Here is a 16862-nt window from a genome sequence, read left to right as displayed (position 1 = left end):
CCCTCCTGCGACGCCCGCAACGCTTATGCGCCGGCTTCACGCTCCTGGAAATCGAGATACTCCACCAGCGCGCAGAACACATGGTAGAAGGTGCTTGTCGGCATGTCGGCGGAAATCACGCGGCCCCGCGCATCCAGCTGATCGAACCAGCCCCCTTTGACGGGCGTGACGAGATAGCGGTTGAAAATGACATCGAGCATACGGATGAACAGGGTCTCGTCACCCGGCAGACCGTCGGCGCGGGCGCGAAGCCCCGCCTTGAGGGCTTCGGTCTGCGGCCAGAGCCGAGAGGTTCCCGACATGTTGGAGCCGTCGGGCGACATGCGGTCGCACACCGCATCGGTGCCGCGCGCATGGCCGAATGCGTGGGAGGTGGCGTAGAGCTTGCGGCAGTAATCGCGCACCTGCGTGTCGCCGGACATCTTCGCGTAGCGCAGCAGAAGCCAAATCCACTCATAATGATGTCCCGGCTCGATCTGCGCCTCGCGGTCGGTCGCCGGCGACCAGTCGGGCGCGAAATATTCGGTCACGCTCCAGGTTTCCGGGTCGAAGAAGTGGTCGCGAAACAGGTCCACCATCTTTTCGGCCCGCTGAAGATAGGTCTTTTCGCCGGTTGCCTCATACCAGGCGAGGAAGGCCTCAAGCGCGTGCATGTGCGGATTGGCGCGACGGTAGTCGGTCCCCTGCGATGCTTCGAAGAAGCCGCCGTTCTCGGTGTCGGCAAGGTTGCCGTCGATGTAGGCCACCGTGCGCTCGGCCCATTCCTTGGCCTCGGGCCATTTGGTTGCCCGCCACAGCCAGGCAAGGGCGAAGAGAACGAAGAACTGGTCATAGGTGTCGCGCCGGTCGTCCTGCACGGAGCCGTCGGTGTTGAAGGTGTGGATCCATCCGTTTTCGGCATGCCAGCCGGTGCCGGTCAGCGTGTTGAAGAGATGGTGCAGCACGTTGTCGGAATTCCCGTTCCAACCGAGCATCTTCGCGTGGGAGAAACAGTAGATCTGCCGCGCCAGGACCCTGAGCCGCTTGAAACCGGGATCGGCGGGCGTGCCGTCATGGTGGAGCGCTTCGTGGACGCCGCCATTGATGAGGTCGACGCCGGCTGTCGACCATAGAGGAAGGGCGCTTTCGAACAGCCAGCTGCGAATGTAGTCGAGCGAGGGGACTGGACGTCCCGAATGAGCGACCGCCAGCGGCGGCCAGTCCATCTTCTTCACCTTCTCGACCAGGTTCTTGACCATGTAGGACCGGTCACGATGCGTGATCAGCAGCGCATCGGGCTGGGAGACGACCACCAGGTCGTCGAGACCGGCGACGGCGAGCAGCCGGTCTTCGGAGCGCAGATAGCTGTTCTTCACATCGATCGTCAGAACATCACCGAAACGGGCGTTTCCGTGCTCGTCTTTCCTCGACGCTTCGTGGAGCTGGGTCCAGGAGCCCAGGTCGCTCCAGTCGAAGGAGGCTTCGGTGACGCCGATGCGGCTGGCGTTCTCCATAACCGCATAATCGATGGAGATCTTCGGTGCGGCGGCGAAGGCTTCGGGGTCGAGGCGTACGCATTTGCCCACGACATCCGCACGTTCGACGGCGAGGCGCGCCTGTTTCCATACCTCGGGCTGCTGGCGCTCGAGTTCGGCAGCCATGTCGGCCACCTGGAACATGAAGATGCCGCCATTCCAGAAGTAGCGACCGGACTGGACGAATTGCTTGGCGGTGCCAAGATCGGGTTTCTCGCGGAAACGCAGGACGTCGTAGACCGGACCGTCACCGTCGCCGCGCTCGATATAGCCGTATTGCGTTTCGGGCCGGGTGGGAGCGATGCCGATGGTCATGATGCCGCCGCGCTCCGCAAGGGCCTCGGCCGCGGTGCGGAGTACGCGGTGGAAGGCAGCCGCGTCGGGAATCTCATGGTCGGACGGAAGCACGAGCACGATACGTCCGGGATCGTTCTCGGCGAGATCGGCGACGGAGGCGGCGATCGCTGCGGCGGTATCGCGGATCATGGGCTCCAGGACATAGCGCTCGACAGCGGTCGTCCCCGTCTCGCCCTGCTCTACGAGCTGCTCCTCGAAGGCGATGCCGCCGACGATGCGGGCCGGCAGGTAATCAAGGCCCTTGCCCTTGTATGCAACGCGTTCCAGCGTGTTCACCAATAGCGTCTTGTCATTGATGAAGCGATGGAACTGCTTGGGCTTGGACTCGCGTGACATCGGCCACAAACGGGAGCCTGCGCCGCCGCACAGGATGATCGGTGTCAGGGCGATATTGTCCGCCATCAAATTCTCCGGAATCACTGTTCGCGGGACCTATATAATGAAATGTGCTTAAAACAGGTATACAGCTCCCGGGTGCATATTCGCAGTTTGGAATCGCTCCAAACTAGAGTGTTTGACTCCTGTTTATTCCGCCGCTATTTTCCGGCCCAGTCTCAATGATCGGGACGGACGCGCGATCGAACGCCGCCGCCTTTTCAACCGCCGGATCCGGATATGCTGGTCTGTCACTGCAACATCATTACCGAACGCGACATCGTTTCCTCCATCCAGGAACTTCTGACCGAGGATGAGTGGCGCCTGATCACGCCGTTGCAGGTCTATCACGTGATGAGCAAGCGCGGCCGCTGCTGCGGCTGCTTCCCCAAAGTGGTCGACATCATCGTCAAGACCACGGAAGCCTGGCACCGCGAAAAGGCCACGCCGGAAGCGGAAGTTGTGGATTTCGTCGGCCGGCTTCGCGCCGAACATGACCGCATGGCCCGCCAGCAGGCCGAAGCCCGCGCCCGCATGCGCAAGATTCGCGGCGCGGCCTGACTCCTTAACTTGCCGACATGATGCATTGCGTCTGCGGCATGGATCGCTAATGTGTTTCGCCATTAGCGAACAAGGAGCATTCAATCCAATGAAGGGCAACGAACAGGTTATCGAGCGGCTGAACCAGGCGCTGTTTCTGGAGCTCGGCGCGGTCAACCAGTACTGGCTTCACTACCGTCTCCTGGAAGACTGGGGCTACACGCTTCTGGCCAAGAAGGAGCGCGCCGAATCGATCGAGGAGATGCAGCACGCGGACAAGCTGGTCGAGCGCATCATCTTCCTCGAAGGCCATCCGAACCTGCAGTCGGTGGCGCCGCTGAACATCGGCCAGAACCTCAAGGAAGTTCTCGAAGCCGATCTCGCCGGAGAGCACGAGGCGCGCGACGCCTACAAGAAGTCACGCGAAATCTGCAACGAAGTGGGCGATTACGTCACCATGAAGCTGTTCGAGGAACTGCTGGCCGACGAGGAAGGTCATATCGACTTCCTCGAAACCCAGCTCGAACTGCTCGAGCAACTCGGCGAACAGAAATACGGCCAGCTCAACGCGGCGCCGGCCAACGAGGCCGAGTGACCAGACGTCGCACGGCAACGCGATATCAGAGCCGTGCCCGGCAAACGGGCACGGCGCAATGACCGACGGGAACGCCCTGGCACTGAAGATGTACCGCAGCGTGCGCGCGGCGGAGACTTTGGACCCGCAGGCATTCGATCGCCACTTCGGCCGGCAGAGGGGCCTGTTGACCCGACACGCCGCGGCGACATCTCCGTTCCACGCGGAGCGTCTGAAACACCTCGGATATCTCGACGACGGCCGCATCGATCCGGAAAGCTGGCTCGACACTTCGGTGATGAGCAGGCTCGATCTCCGAGATCATTTCGAGACGATCAAGAGCAGTTCAGTGCCCGAGCATCACGGGCAGATCACGCTCAGCCGGACCTCCGGCACATCCGGGATGCCGGTCGAGATCAACGTGACCGGGCTCGAGCTGATGATGAAGGCCGCATTCATCCTGCGCTTCTACGCCTGGCATCATGTGGACCCTCAACGCAATTACGTCTTCATCACCGGCGACGCGATAGGTCCCTATCCGGAGGGCCAGAGGCTCGATGCCGAGTGGATGCCGCATTATCTGCGCGAGGGGTCTTGCGGGTATTCGATCCGCCTGCGTCATCCGATCGAGCCCGAAAAGCAGATCGAATTCCTTTCCCGTCAGGGCGCCTGCTATATGGGCACGCAGCCGAGCAATGCGCTTTCGCTCGCCATCACTCTGGAAGAGATGGACGAAAGCCGACCCGAACTGGACGTCGGCGCGCTGTTCTCCGTCGGTGAGCTGGTGGGCGACCACCATCGCAGCGCGGTGCGGCGACAGTTCGGCTGCGAGATCCTGGACGTTTACAGCGGCAGAGAAACCGGGGTCCTGGCATGCCAGTGCCCCGCGGGGCGCCATCACGTCAATGCCGACGGTATCCATCTCGAAATCTTGCGCGATGACGGCTCTCCGGCGGAGCCGGGTGAAGATGGGCGCATCGTCATCACCTCCCTGTCCAACTGGGCGACGCCGCTCATACGCTACGACACGGGCGACATAGGCAATCTGGGCGAGCCCTGCTCATGCGGACTGAAACTGCCGGTTCTCACCCTGACGACGGGACGGAACAGGCATCTCTTCCATTTTTCCGACGGAACGCGGGTGACGGGCTTTGTGGGTTTGGAGAAGTTCCGGGCCTTCTTTCCGGCCCTGCAATGGCAGGTCGCCCAGATCGCGCCGGAGAAGCTGGAGATCCGCTACGCCTCGCGCCACCCGGCCGAAGCCCACGATCATGCGAGGGTTGCGCGCGAGATATGTGACTATTTCGGCAGGGATCTCGACGTCGCATTCGTCCGACTGGAAGCCATGCCGCATGGGCAGACCGGCAAGCTCCCGGAAGCCATACGGGAGTATGATTGAAAAAGGGCGCAATAAGCGCCCTTTCCCGTTCTGCTCGAATGTGCCGACCCAGGTCAGTCCACGGTAATCGGCGGGGTCGACGCGCCAGGCACGAAAACCCCGTCAGGAAGCGCGCTGCCTTCGGCAAAATCGAAGAGCATGCTTTCCGGATCGTCCTCACGGTGGCGGGCGATCAGGGACTTGCCGGGCGCACCGAAATGAATGCGCAAGCCGGCGTTCACGGACGTCGTATCGTCGGTGAAAGTCGCCTTGGTGTAGAGGGAAACGTTGTTGGATGCGAAGGGCAGCATCGCCTCGGCACCGATCACACCGGCCGTGCTGTCGAAGCCGTGATCAATCCCGGCGGAGATTTTCACGTTGTCGGTCACGTAATAGGAAGCCGTGAAGTCGAGCTTGGCGTAGGTCTCGTCACCGGAGACGAGATCGACCGTATCCGCGCCAGCGAAGCCCGACAGCGTGACGCGATCGAGATAGAGTTCCGCCTCGACGCCGTAACGGTAGATGTCGAATTCGGGAATGCCTTCCGCATCCACATTCACGTAATGCACATAAGCCCCGATCAGGGCCTGGTCCGGATTACGCCAGAAGAAGTGACCGCCGATGCCCGCACTGTCGATTCCGGCACCGTCGTTATCTTCCGCCTCAAAGAGGCCCGCATCGATCTGGGCGCCAAACCGTTCTCCGACCGGAGCGGAAACGGAACCGATACCGTAGAAGCCGTCTGCGCTTGCATCGAGATCAGGGATATCGATGAAGAGATAACCGAAATCAACTTTTCCATTCAGACCCGAAACGGCAGGCTTGGCGCCATCGAAACGCTCGACGAAATCTGCCGAGTAACCGTAGGCCGTCATCGCGAGCGCCATTGCACTCGACGACGCGAGCATCAACATTGTGTTTTTCATCATTCACCCCAACTTGAAGAAACCGTGCCCCATACGGCGTATGTGTTTCAGTCTACCAAGCGGCTTCTAAAACACGAGCTCCAATTCCTCGTTAATTGAACGGATTTTGTATTTTGGCTGACTGTGTGGCAGCAGGGCCACAGCAAGTATTCTTTTAGAATTCTCTAAATTATATTGACGGCACTGCCGAGCCTTACGGAAATCGAACTGCAAAGGGCGCAATGGGTGCCCCTTCCCGTCCACCCCGTCTAGGCAGAATCAAAGCAAGCCCTGAGCCACGAAAACCCCGGGAAACGCGCCGCCTTCCATATAATCAAAGAGCTGGTTTTCGGGATCGTCCTCACGGTGGCGGGCGATCAGGGACTTGCCGGGCTGGCCGAAATGAATACGCAGGCCGGCGTTGACCGACGTCGTGTCGTCGGTGAAATTTGCCCTGGTATAGAGCGAGACATTGTTGGAGGCGAAGGGGAGCATCGCTTCGGCGCCAATGACACCGGCAGTGATGTCGAAGGCGCGATCCACGCCAGCCGAGATTTTCACGTTGTCGGTGACATAATAGGAGGCCGTGAAGTCGAACTTGGCGAAGGTTTCGTCGCCGGAGACGAGATCGACCCTATCCTCGCCCGCGAAGCCTGCCAGCGTGACGCGACCGAGATAGAGTTCCGCCTCGACGCCGTAACGGTAGATGTCGAAATCCGGAATACCGTCTGCGCTGCCATTGACGTAATGCGCATAGGCTCCGACAAGGGCCTGGTCGGGATTTCGCCAGAAGAAATGACCGCCGATACCGGCGCTGCCGGTGTCGAAACCCTGGCTGTCTTCCGCCTCGAGGAGGCCTGCGTCGAGCTGGGCACCAAACCGCTCTCCGAGCGGAGCTGAAACCGAGCCGACACCGTAAAAACCGTCCGCGCTTATATCGGAATCAGGAAAATCGATGGAGAGATAACCGAAGTCGGCTTTCCCGTTCAGACCCGAAACGGCAGGCTTCGCGCCATCAAAACGCGCGAGGAAATCGGCCGAGTGCCCGTAGCCCGTCATTGCAAGCGCAACGGCGCACGACGACGCGAACATGAAAACTCTTTTTTGCATGACGAACCCCATCACCGAACATCGACAAGCCCCATGGCTTTTCTGATTCCCGAGTAGGGTCGACTGTCCTGCATTAGAATCTCAAATCCGTTACCATGAATGAGAATTAGGCTATTCTTTTTCATGTGTTGCCAAGAAGCCACAGGGCGCCGGTCATGCGTATCTCACCGTGAATGCGCACCACGTGCGGCCAGTTCGTCAAGCATGCCGATGATGACTTCGCCGTCCACCGGCTTTTCAAGCCACAGGACGGGCGCAAGGCATTCGCCCAGGCGACTTTGCTCGAGGTCAAGGCACCCCGACATCACGATAGCCGGCAATGCCACGCCGCGCTGCCGCAGCGCCCGGAGCATCTCCAGACCATTGCCGTCCGTGAGATGAACATCCATCAGCAAGCACGCCCCGTCTTCGGGAAAACGTGCCGAAGCGAAGGCGGCAGCCGTCGCATAGGGGTGAACCGTCGCGCCACATAGCTCAAGGAGCGCGGTCACGGACTCCCGGACCGATTCATCGTCATCCAACAGATATACGATCGAGGCCACGCCCGTTCCCTTCCACTGCGGGAGTCGTACTCGGCTACAGACCCTTGATGGAACAGAACCACACCGGAAATTGCAATTCGTGGAAATGCCTACAACTTCAGGAGGCGGCGGATTCCTTGGCGAGCCGCACGAGTTCCGCGGTGTTCTGGACCTCGGCCTTGCGCATGATCTTGGCGCGATGGATCTCCACCGTGCGCCGTGAAATGCCGAGTTCATGCGCGATCACCTTGCTCGCCGAGCCCTCGACGACGAGGTCGAGAACCTGCCTCTCCCGCTCGGACAGCCCCGACAACCGGCTGGCCGCCTGGCGCTGGACGGAAGCCTTTTGCCGCTCCTTGCGCCCCTTCGCCATCGCATCGGCGATGACGGACAGCAACTGTTCGTCATCATAGGGTTTTTCCAGGACGTCATAGGCGCCGAGCTTCATCGATTCGACCGCGGTACCGACTTCCGCAAAGCCGGTCACCAGAATGACCGGCAGGATCCGTTCGCTGCGGGCAAGGCAAGCCTGCAGCTCAAGGCCGTTCATCTCCGGCATGTTGAGATCCAGGATGAGGCATCCGTTGTCGCCGACAGGTTCGGACAGGAACTCTTTTGCGGAGTTGTAGGCCACGACGCGATACCCTGCGGTTTCGAGAAGGACCGTCAGGGAATCGAGAACACTCAGATCATCGTCAACGACGAAAACAATCTCATCTGCATTCATTTCACGCATGCTCCTTGGGCAAGGTGAAGGAGAACTCGGATCCGTGTTCATCCGAGTTCACGAACATGTGCCCGCCGTGAGTTTCAACTATCGATCGGGAAATCGTCAATCCTATTCCCATGCCTTGCCTTTTCGTCGTCGCGAAGGGCTCGAACAGATGCGCCATCACCTCGTCGCTCAGCCCCGGCCCGGTGTCAGCCACCGTCACGGCGACATAGGTCGGATGGTCGGTGGTTCGCACCGACAGGTTCTGCCGCGGACTGCCGTCCATCGCCTCCCTCGCGTTACGGATGAGGTTTGCGACCACCTGCTGAATCTGGACCCGGTCAAGCGGTATCGTCGGCAGATCGGGCGAATAGCTGCGCACGACGTTGAGCGACGTGCCCGCATCGTCCGACAAGGCCGTTTCGAGCGCCCCCTCCACGACCGCATTGACGTCCTCGCGTTCGATGCGATCCTGCCGGTTTCCGATGAACTGCCGCAGACGCTTTATGATGGCGCTCGCGCGCTGTCCCTGATCTGCCGCCCGGTCGACATACACGATGACTTCGTCATCCTCGGCGACCCCTCGCTTGAGGAGGATGCGACGGGCCGAACGCGCATAGTTGACCACTGCTGTCAGCGGCTGGTTCATCTCGTGCGCAAGGGCTCCCGCCATCTGGCCGGCGGCACTTATGCGCGCGGCATGGGCCGCCTCGGCCTGAAGTCGGCGCAGGCGCCGCTCGGAGGCGAGCTTGGCCGTTATGTCGCGGGCAATTCGCGATGCACCGATCACATTGCCCTGCGAATCATGGATCGGCGCCACCGTCAGAGAAACGTCGATGGGTTCCCCGGCCTTCGTCAACTTGACCGTCTCGAAGACATCGATCGATTCATTGCGCGAAATCCGCTCCATCAATTCCGCGAACTCGCCGCGGCGATCGATCGGCGTGAGTATGTTTATACTCTGCCCGATGGCCTCCCTGGCGGCATAACCGTAAAGCCGCTCGGCCGCGGGGTTCCAGGTCGTGATCAGGCCGTTCATGTCGACGGTCACGATCGAATCCACCGATGTGCCGGCGATGGCGTTGAGCAGGGAGTCGCGCTCGAGATAGCGGCTGACCGCGCGGGCGAGTTCACCGGGCTCACCGGTCGCATTGACCGGCAACGTCGCGGGCTTGCCCTCCGAAGCGGCACCGACCGCGCGGGTGATGGCTCGCAGCGGATCGGTGAGCGTGGCAGCGATCGCGATTGCAAGAAGGCCGGCGAGAACGACGGCGACCGCGCCGGTCATGGTGGCGGAACGCGCGACGGTGGCCGCCCCGCGAAAGACGATCTCGGTGGGCACGGCCTCGATCAGGGTCAGGTGTCTTTGCTCGCTCAACTGGATCGGCCAGGCGGAAACTGCGTATTCACGCCCGTCCGCATCCCTTGTCCGGCCGCCGACGGGCATCGGCGTATTGACCAGGGAGGCAATGCCCGGCCAGTCGCTCTGGAAGGTCGATGCGTTGCCGTACTCGAATGCGAAGGCCTGTTCCGGATTGGGGCTGATCAGATAGTAGCCGTTTTCATCGAGCAGATAGACTTCGCCGCCCCTGAAACCGCCCTTCGGCAACTGGGTGAACAGTTCTTCGAGGTGGAGGTTGATGACGACGAGGCCCAAAGGCACGTCGTTGTCGTCGTGAATTGCCGTGGCGAGACGGAGCGTCGGCCAGGCGGGAAGTTCGATCCTCCCCTGCTCGCGGTTGTAGCTGACCTGGGACACGTAGAGGGCGCCAACCGGCATGCTCACTGCATCGCGGAAATAATCGCGCCCCCCCTTGGACTGAAGATCCCGATCCGGCACGATCATGGTCGCGTCGGTCGACAGGTTGCGCTGGACACGCACCAGTTCGCGCCCGTCATCATCGAGGCCGATCAGGCGGATCTGGGCGTAGCTGTGCTTGGCCTTGATGAGGGCAAGCATTTCGGCAGCGAGCTGGGAGCGCCACGCGGCATAATCGCGACCGTCGATCGTGCCGCCGGTGCGCTTCAGCTTCGCCGTTGCACGCACTGCCGGCAGATCCGCCATCATCATGACGTCCTCCTTGGAGCCTGAGACATAGTCGGTCACGCCATCGGCCAGAATGCCGGCACGTGCTTTCAGGCTCTCGAAGACGACAGGGCGGGAGGCATCGTTGGCTCGCTTGTAGATAAGCATGCCGGTGCCCGCCGTGGTGATCACGACGAGAAGGATCATGGCGATGGACAAGCGCAGCGCGAGGCTCATCTATCCATGCCGGTCCGCCAGAAAACCATCTCCGCAGACATACGACTTCTCCGAAACTGGCCAGCACCCGCATGACCGGCAAACTGCATTGTCGAAGCTACGCATGACCGAAACTCCGATGCGAGTCAGTCGCCACACATTAAACGGTCGCTGCGCCGGGCGGAATAGTTCTTCACCAGGCCAACTCGCGCCGGGATAGGCTAAATATGGTGGGTTTCCAGTCCATTGAGCGGACGACCGCCTGCCGTTTTCGGGCCATGCCTGAACCGAATCAGTCGCAGGCAAGCTTCAGGGGGAACTTGGGAAAACCTGGCCTGCGTGCGCAAGGTGTTCTTCATTCCGGGACCGGCCGCTCAGACACCGCCTTCCTGACGGGCCTCGCCGGCAGAAATCGACTGACCCGCGCCTCGCTCGTCGTTATGGTGCCGGTGCTCCCCGCTCCCGGAGCGCAAGGCAACCGCAGATGACGAGGACCGATCCCATGAGACGAAACGGCGGACAATTGCTTGTGGCGTGCCTGACGGCGCTGGGCGCGAAGAAAGCCTTCGGCGTTCCGGGCGAAAGCTATCTGGCCGTGCTCGACGCCCTTTACGATACCACGGGCCAGTTCGACTACGTGCTTTGCCGCAACGAGGGCGGCGCGGGCTTCATGGCTGCGGCCTACGGCAAGCTCACCGGCGAGCCCGGCATCTGCATGGTGACCCGCGGACCGGGCGCGACAAATGCCTCGATCGGCGTGCATACGGCGATGCAGGATTCGGCCCCCATGCTCCTTCTCGTCGGCCAGGTCGGCACCGACATGAAGGGCCGCGAAGCGTTCCAGGAAGTCGACTACAAGGCCGTCTTCGGCACGCTGGCCAAATGGGCGGTGGAGATCGATCAGGTGAGCCGGATTCCCGAGATCGTCTCGCGCGCCTGGCTGACCGCGATCTCCGGCCGGCCGGGACCGGTCGTCATCGCCCTGCCTGAAGACATGCTCACCTCGCTGACCGACGCCGAGCCGCTTCAGGGGCCGCTGTCCATCGATGAGCCGCTCCCCTCGCCCGCCTCCCTCGACAAGGCCCGCAGCCTTCTTGCGGGCGCAAAACGCCCGCTCATCGTCTATGGCGGCTGCAACTGGAAAGGCGGCGGCACGGCGCCCCTGCAACGTTTCGCGGAAGCCTCCGACATTCCGGTCGTGTCGGTCTTCCGCTATCAGGACCAGTTCGACAACACGTCGCCGGTCTTCTGCGGCGAAGCCGGCGTGGGCATGGTTCCGTCGGTCAGGACGCTCATCAGCGAGGCAGACGTCATCCTCGCCATCAACAACCGCTTCGGCGAGAACTCGACCGACGGCTACACACTGCTCGACGTTCCGTCTCCGAAGCAGACGCTCATCCATGTCCACGGCTCGGATCTGGAGATCGGCAAGATCTATCGCCCCGCCCTGGCCATCCAGGCCGGCCCCAATGCCTTTGCGGCGGCGCTCGGCGCACTCGCCCCGGTGAAGGGCGACCGGGCGGACTGGCGCAGGCAGGGGCGGACGGCCTACGAGGCCGGGTTCGAATTGCCCGACCTTCCTTCCCCCGTCGACATGGGCAAGGTCTGCGCCTGGCTGCGCGACAGGCTGCCAGAAGACGTGATCGTGACCAACGGAGCGGGCAATTTCGCGATCTGGTCCGGAAAGTTCCTCAAATACGGCCCGAAGGCGCGGCTTCTCGCCCCGCAATCGGGCGCGATGGGCTACGGCCTTCCCGCGGCCATCGCCGCCAAGGTCGTCGACCCCGCCAGGACGGTCCTGTGCTTTGCCGGCGACGGCGATTTCCAGATGAACTGCACCGAGCTTGCGACCGCGCTTCAGGCCGGCGCGCAGCCGATCGTGCTCATTCTCAACAACGGAACCTACGGCACCATTCGCGCCCATCAGGAGCGGACCTATCCGGCCCGCGTGTCCGGCACCGACATGATCAGCCCGGATTTCCCGGCGCTGGCGAAAGCCTACGGCTTCCATGCCGAGCGTGTCGAGACGACGGACGATTTCGCACCCGCCTTCGAACGCGCCCTCGCCTCGAAAAGCGGCGCGGTTCTCGATCTCGCCATTTCAGCTGAAGCACTCACCCCGCGCCAGACCCTGTCGCAGATGCGCGAGACCGCGCTGAAGGCCGGAAAATAAACAGATGCCCTGAGGGGCTGGCGGAGAGAGAGGGATTCGAACCCTCGAGACGGTTTCCCGCCTACACACTTTCCAGGCGTGCGCCTTCGACCACTCGGCCACCTCTCCGCTTTGCCGGTCGACACCGGCATTCGAACGGTGAGGTTCGAGCCAGTTGCGTTTCAAACGCGAGTCGCGGCCACCGGCGGTATCTGCCGGATCGCGCGGCAATATAGTCAGAACGCCTGCAATGGCAACCGCTAACTGACAAGATGTCGAGGGGAATTTCAAAGGCCGCCCGGTCGCGCCGCTTCAGGGCCTTTCGGGGCCGCCGATTATGGCGCGCAGACCCGGCAGTGACGCTTTCGTGAAAGACGCCGGCACCTCGTGATCCCTCGCGCCGTTGCGCTTTCATGCACGCAGCCCTATGTGTTTGGCAATCGAAACCCAAGGTCGGGGAGGTCCGGTTGCGTTTCCTGCTTCGCTTCATCAGCCTTTTGTTCCTGGTGGTGGCCGTCATCACCGGCGTCGTCGACGCGATCCAGACGGTCGCCGCCGACAAGCTGAACCTCACGGTCCTCGGCGAAGCCTTGGATGCGTTCAGTCCCGACAGCCTGAACGCCACGCAATCGTTCATCCAGCGCTCCATCCATCCGCTTCTGTGGGACCCAGTGATCCAGTGGGTTCTCCTGCAGCCGGCGGTGGCGGTGTTCCTCACGCTCTCGCTCGTCTTCTACCTGCTTGGTTACAAGCGGCCGAAGCCTGCGGGACGGTTCGCCGCCTGAGCAAGCGCCCGATCGGAAACGGAGACCCGCCATGTATCTGATCGACATGTTCAACAAGAAGACCAAAATGCCCGAACCCGGCCAGGCGCTGCCCGGCCGCGAGCAGGCCATCCCCACCGCCGGGACCCATTTCGTCAACGGCACGCCACTTACAGGCGAGGCGCCCGACGGACTTGAAGTGGCCTATTTCGGCATGGGCTGCTTCTGGGGCGCCGAGCGGCTGTTCTGGCAGACCCCCGGCGTCTGGTCGACAGCCGTCGGCTACCAGGGCGGAATGACCCCGAACCCCACCTATCAGGAAACGGTGACCGGGCTGACGGGCCATGCCGAGATCGTGCGCGTCACCTACGACCCGTCGAAGGTGGGTTATGGTGAGCTGCTGAAGATCTTCTTCGAGGAACACGACCCGACGCAGGGCATGCGCCAGGGCAACGATATCGGCACCACCTACCGCTCGGCCATCTACACCACCAGCGACGAACAGCTCGCTGAGGCCAGAGCCGCGGCAAGCGCCTATCAGAAGGCCCTGACGGAGGCCGGCCACGGCGGACGGGTAACGACCGAGATCAAGCCGGCCGATCCGTTCTATTTCGCCGAGGATTATCACCAGCAGTATCTGGCCAAGAACCCCGGCGGATATTGCGGATTGCGCGGCACCGGCGTTTCCTGCCCCGGTGCCGACAGGGCCGGGGACTGAGAAGGCTTGGCAGGGCCCTCGCGGCCCCGCGCAGCGGGAGAGCGGCGGGTGCGGCGCCCGTGCGAGAGACTTCGGCATGAAGCCCGAGAACGTTCCCCGGGAGCATTTTGCGTAAGCAAAAAAAGCTCTTGGGATTCGCGCGCCAGACGTGCAAGGATGCCCGCAACCGGCCCTCTCGGGCTGGCCTGATCCGCTGGAACGGGCCCGCATTCAAGCGGGCATCGCGGTGGGGAACAACGCATTAACGCGAAAAACAACGTGAACAGACAGGGCTGCACACAATGAAACGCACGCTTTTGAGTCTCGTGGCAACGGCCGTCATGACGGCTGCCGCCTATGCCGAAGACATCAAGCCGGCCATCATCTACGATCTCGGCGGCAAGTTCGACAAATCCTTCAACGAAGCGGCCTATAACGGCGCCGAGAAGTTCAAGTCGGAAACCGGCATCGACTACCGCGATTTCGAAATCGCCAATGATTCCCAGCGCGAACAGGCGCTTCGCCGCTTCGCCAAGGACGGCAACAACCCGATCGTCATGGCAGGCTTCTCCTGGTCGGCGGCGCTCGAGAAGATCGCGGACGAATATCCCGACCTGTCCTTCGCCATCATCGACATGGTCGTCGACAAGCCGAACGTGCGCTCGGTGGTCTTCAAGGAACAGGAAGGCTCCTACCTCGTCGGCGTGATGGCCGCCAAGGCATCCAAGACAGGCACGGTGAGCTTCGTGGGCGGCATGGACATTCCGCTCATCCGCAAGTTCTCCTGCGGCTACAAGGGTGGCGTGATGGCGACCAATGGCGAGGCCAAGGTTCTCGAAGCCATGACCGGCACCACGCCTGACGCCTGGAACGATCCGGTGAAGGGCGGCGAAATCGCCAAGTCCCAGATGGACCAGGGTTCGGACGTCATCTATGCGGCTGCCGGCGGCACCGGCCTCGGCGTGCTGCAGGCTGCAGCCGATGCCGACAAGCTCGCCATCGGCGTGGATTCCAACCAGAACGGCATCCAGCCGGGTCACGTGCTGACCTCGATGCTCAAGCGCGTGGACGTCGCCGTCTACGATGCCTTCATGGCTGCCAAGGACGGCAAGTTCGAGACCGGCATCAACGTGCTGGGCCTCAAGGAAGGCGGCGTCGACTACGCCATGGACGACAACAACAAGGACCTGGTGACCGAAGACATGAAGGCCGCGGTGGAAGCCGCCAAGGCCGACATCATCGACGGCAAGGTCGAAGTCCACGACTACATGTCGGACGAGGCCTGCCCCTACTGAGGCGGTCCAAGACCGACGGATCGAGCGGCCGGGTTTCAGCCCGGCCGTTTCGTTTAAGGGGCAGGCAACCTGCCCTGCAAGCATTTGCGAAGCCGGCGAATTGAGCTATAGCGCTGGCAGAATGAAAGGACCGACCATGGGCGAGATCAGGCTGCACAAGGGTGACATCAGCGCGGACGACGCAAGGCGCTATACCGGCGACATCGCGATCGATACGGAAACGCTGGGCCTCATCCCGCGACGCGACCGCCTCTGCGTGGTGCAGATGTCGCCGGGCGACGGCTCGGCCGACGTGATCCAGATCGCCAAGGGTCAGACCGAGGCGCCCAACCTCACCGCACTCCTGACGGACGGAACGAAGCGCAAGCTCTTCCATTTCGGCCGCTTCGACATCGCGGTCCTCTTCCACACGTTCGGCGTGACCTGCGCGCCGGTGTTCTGCACCAAGATCGCCTCGAAGCTGACGCGCACCTATACCGATCGTCACGGCCTGAAGGACGTGACCCGCGAGCTGCTGGACGTCGATCTCTCCAAGCAGCAGCAGTCCTCGGACTGGGCCGCCGAGACACTGTCGAAAGCGCAGCTCGAATATGCTGCCTCAGACGTCCTTCACCTCCACGCGCTGACCGGGAAGCTCACCGAACGCCTCAACCGGGAAGACCGGCTGGCGATCGCGGACGCCTGTTTCGAGTTCCTGCCCACGCGCGCGAAACTCGACCTCATGGGCTGGGAAGAAACCGACATCTTCGCCCATTCCTGATGATGCCCGGCGAGGGGCTCACGCCATCCCCGCTTCCTTGAGAATCCAGTCGCGAAAGCGCCTGATCTTGGGCACGTTGCGGCGCGCCTCGGGATAGACGAGCCAATAGGCCTCGCCCGAATAGCCGTAGATGTCGAAGGGCTGGATCAGCGCCCCCGTCGCCAGTTCCCGCTCGTAAAAGGCGGGCGTGAGGATCGCCACGCCTGTACTGGCGGTTGCCATCACCGCCTCCATTACCTGGACCCCCATGCGGTTCGACGGCATCCCCTCGAGCCATTCGGTCCCCAGCCCTGCCGCCGCCGACCACTCGGACCACCAGTGATCGCCGGGATCGAGGATAGGCAGTTTCATCAGGTCCGCCGGCTCCTTCACCCCGCCGATCGACGCCGCCAGTTTCGGGCTCAGCATCGGGGTATAGACGGCTTCAAGCAATTTGTGTCCGCGCAGTCCCGGCCAGTCGCCTTTGCCGGAACGCAGCGCGACGTCCGCCGCATTATCGGCGAAATCGATGAGGGACGTCGCCGTTTCCATCCGGATCGCAAGATCCGGGTTCTCGATCTGAAAACGGCCGATCCGAGAGCCGAGCCAGTTGATGGCGAAAGTCGGCACCGCGTTGATATTGAGCGTGCCGCCCGAATCGCGCGCCAGGTCATCAAATGCCAAGCGCATGCGGTCGAAGGCATCCCAGATATGGGGAGCGAGGCGTGTACCGGCTTCGGTCAGCGCCACCTGCCTGGGGCGGCGGACGAACAGCGGCTCGCCGACGCGTTCTTCAAGAAGCCGGATCTGATAGCTCACCGCAGCCTGTGTCATGCCCAGCTCCTCCCCGGCGCGGGTGAAACTGAGATGGCGCGCGGCCGCCTCAAAGGCGCGAACGGCGGAAAGCGGGGGCAGACTCGAATTCGGCATGCATAATTTCTCCTTATGCATACTGGGCGAGAATCGGGTGGCACACAACTGCCTTCG

The 16862-nt window shown here is 62.2% G+C and carries 15 protein-coding genes and 1 tRNA gene; 8 read left to right on the top strand and 8 right to left on the bottom strand.

Annotation, left to right across the window (positions count from 1 at the left end; translation table 11 throughout):
* Window positions 1-23: 23 nt before the first annotated feature.
* Window positions 24-2273 (bottom strand): AGE family epimerase/isomerase, encoded by a 2250-nt coding sequence (locus E2A64_RS02190; protein ID WP_133282803.1) that lies wholly within the window; start codon window positions 2271-2273, stop codon window positions 24-26.
* A gap of 213 nt (window positions 2274-2486) precedes the next feature.
* On the opposite strand from E2A64_RS02190, the gene E2A64_RS02185 reads away from it, so the two are divergent.
* The 3 genes from E2A64_RS02185 (at window position 2487) to E2A64_RS02175 (ending at window position 4759) form a co-directional block, all read left to right on the top strand.
* Entirely contained in the window at window positions 2487-2807 is a 321-nt protein-coding gene (locus tag E2A64_RS02185; protein WP_133282802.1) for a (2Fe-2S)-binding protein, read from the top strand.
* 88 nt (window positions 2808-2895) lie between these two features.
* Window positions 2896-3381 carry a bacterioferritin gene (gene bfr / locus E2A64_RS02180; protein WP_133282801.1) on the top strand — a complete coding sequence of 162 codons (486 nt, stop codon included), beginning with the start codon at window positions 2896-2898 and terminating at the stop codon, window positions 3379-3381.
* A 58-nt stretch (window positions 3382-3439) separates the two neighbouring features.
* Window positions 3440-4759 carry a phenylacetate--CoA ligase family protein gene (locus tag E2A64_RS02175; RefSeq protein WP_133282800.1) on the top strand — a complete coding sequence of 440 codons (1320 nt, stop codon included), beginning with the start codon at window positions 3440-3442 and terminating at the stop codon, window positions 4757-4759.
* Window positions 4760-4812: 53 nt separating this feature from the next.
* Here E2A64_RS02175 and E2A64_RS02170 read toward each other — a convergent pair whose 3' ends face one another.
* The 5 genes from E2A64_RS02170 to E2A64_RS02150 all read right to left on the bottom strand — a co-directional run bounded on the left by E2A64_RS02170 (window position 4813) and on the right by E2A64_RS02150 (window position 10249).
* Window positions 4813-5664, bottom strand: a complete 852-nt coding sequence (locus tag E2A64_RS02170) for a hypothetical protein (RefSeq protein WP_158285661.1) — start codon at window positions 5662-5664, stop codon at window positions 4813-4815.
* A gap of 258 nt (window positions 5665-5922) precedes the next feature.
* Window positions 5923-6735 carry a hypothetical protein gene (locus E2A64_RS02165; RefSeq protein ID WP_133282798.1) on the bottom strand — a complete coding sequence of 271 codons (813 nt, stop codon included), beginning with the start codon at window positions 6733-6735 and terminating at the stop codon, window positions 5923-5925.
* Between the two features lie 182 nt (window positions 6736-6917).
* The gene (locus E2A64_RS17775; protein ID WP_158285660.1) at window positions 6918-7295 is read right to left on the bottom strand and encodes a response regulator; all 378 of its coding nucleotides are present in this window, start codon (window positions 7293-7295) and stop codon (window positions 6918-6920) included.
* A gap of 97 nt (window positions 7296-7392) precedes the next feature.
* Window positions 7393-8001, bottom strand: a complete 609-nt coding sequence (locus E2A64_RS02155; RefSeq protein ID WP_206662412.1) for a response regulator transcription factor — start codon at window positions 7999-8001, stop codon at window positions 7393-7395.
* A 1-nt stretch (window position 8002) separates the two neighbouring features.
* On the bottom strand, window positions 8003-10249 hold the full coding sequence (locus tag E2A64_RS02150) for a sensor histidine kinase (RefSeq protein ID WP_133282795.1): 2247 nt from the start codon (window positions 10247-10249) through the stop codon (window positions 8003-8005).
* A gap of 481 nt (window positions 10250-10730) precedes the next feature.
* Here E2A64_RS02150 and E2A64_RS02145 point away from each other — a divergent pair, with 481 nt between their 5' ends.
* Window positions 10731-12401, top strand: coding sequence for a thiamine pyrophosphate-dependent enzyme (locus E2A64_RS02145; protein WP_133282794.1), 1671 nt, complete (start codon window positions 10731-10733; stop codon window positions 12399-12401).
* Window positions 12402-12419: 18 nt separating this feature from the next.
* Here E2A64_RS02145 and E2A64_RS02140 read toward each other — a convergent pair.
* Window positions 12420-12509 (bottom strand) — tRNA-Ser (locus tag E2A64_RS02140).
* A gap of 338 nt (window positions 12510-12847) precedes the next feature.
* On the opposite strand from E2A64_RS02140, the gene E2A64_RS02135 reads away from it, so the two are divergent.
* The 4 genes from E2A64_RS02135 to E2A64_RS02120 all read left to right on the top strand — a co-directional run bounded on the left by E2A64_RS02135 (window position 12848) and on the right by E2A64_RS02120 (window position 15896).
* Entirely contained in the window at window positions 12848-13165 is a 318-nt protein-coding gene (locus E2A64_RS02135) for a hypothetical protein (RefSeq protein ID WP_133282793.1), read from the top strand.
* 31 nt (window positions 13166-13196) lie between these two features.
* Window positions 13197-13862 carry a peptide-methionine (S)-S-oxide reductase MsrA gene (gene msrA, locus E2A64_RS02130; RefSeq protein WP_133282792.1) on the top strand — a complete coding sequence of 222 codons (666 nt, stop codon included), beginning with the start codon at window positions 13197-13199 and terminating at the stop codon, window positions 13860-13862.
* A gap of 281 nt (window positions 13863-14143) precedes the next feature.
* Window positions 14144-15136, top strand: coding sequence for a BMP family lipoprotein (locus E2A64_RS02125; RefSeq protein ID WP_133282791.1), 993 nt, complete (start codon window positions 14144-14146; stop codon window positions 15134-15136).
* Window positions 15137-15272: 136 nt separating this feature from the next.
* Complete coding sequence (locus tag E2A64_RS02120) at window positions 15273-15896, top strand: ribonuclease D (RefSeq protein WP_133282790.1); 624 nt, start codon at window positions 15273-15275, stop codon at window positions 15894-15896.
* An 18-nt stretch (window positions 15897-15914) separates the two neighbouring features.
* Here the strand turns inward: E2A64_RS02120 and E2A64_RS02115 are convergent, their stop codons facing one another.
* Window positions 15915-16805 (bottom strand): LysR substrate-binding domain-containing protein, encoded by an 891-nt coding sequence (locus E2A64_RS02115; protein ID WP_244598116.1) that lies wholly within the window; start codon window positions 16803-16805, stop codon window positions 15915-15917.
* Window positions 16806-16862: the final 57 nt, after the last annotated feature.

Origin of the sequence: Pseudohoeflea suaedae, from assembly GCF_004354915.1 — a bacterium.
Classification (GTDB): domain Bacteria; phylum Pseudomonadota; class Alphaproteobacteria; order Rhizobiales; family Rhizobiaceae; genus Pseudohoeflea; species Pseudohoeflea suaedae.
This window is presented reverse-complemented; position numbering and strand designations above follow the sequence as displayed.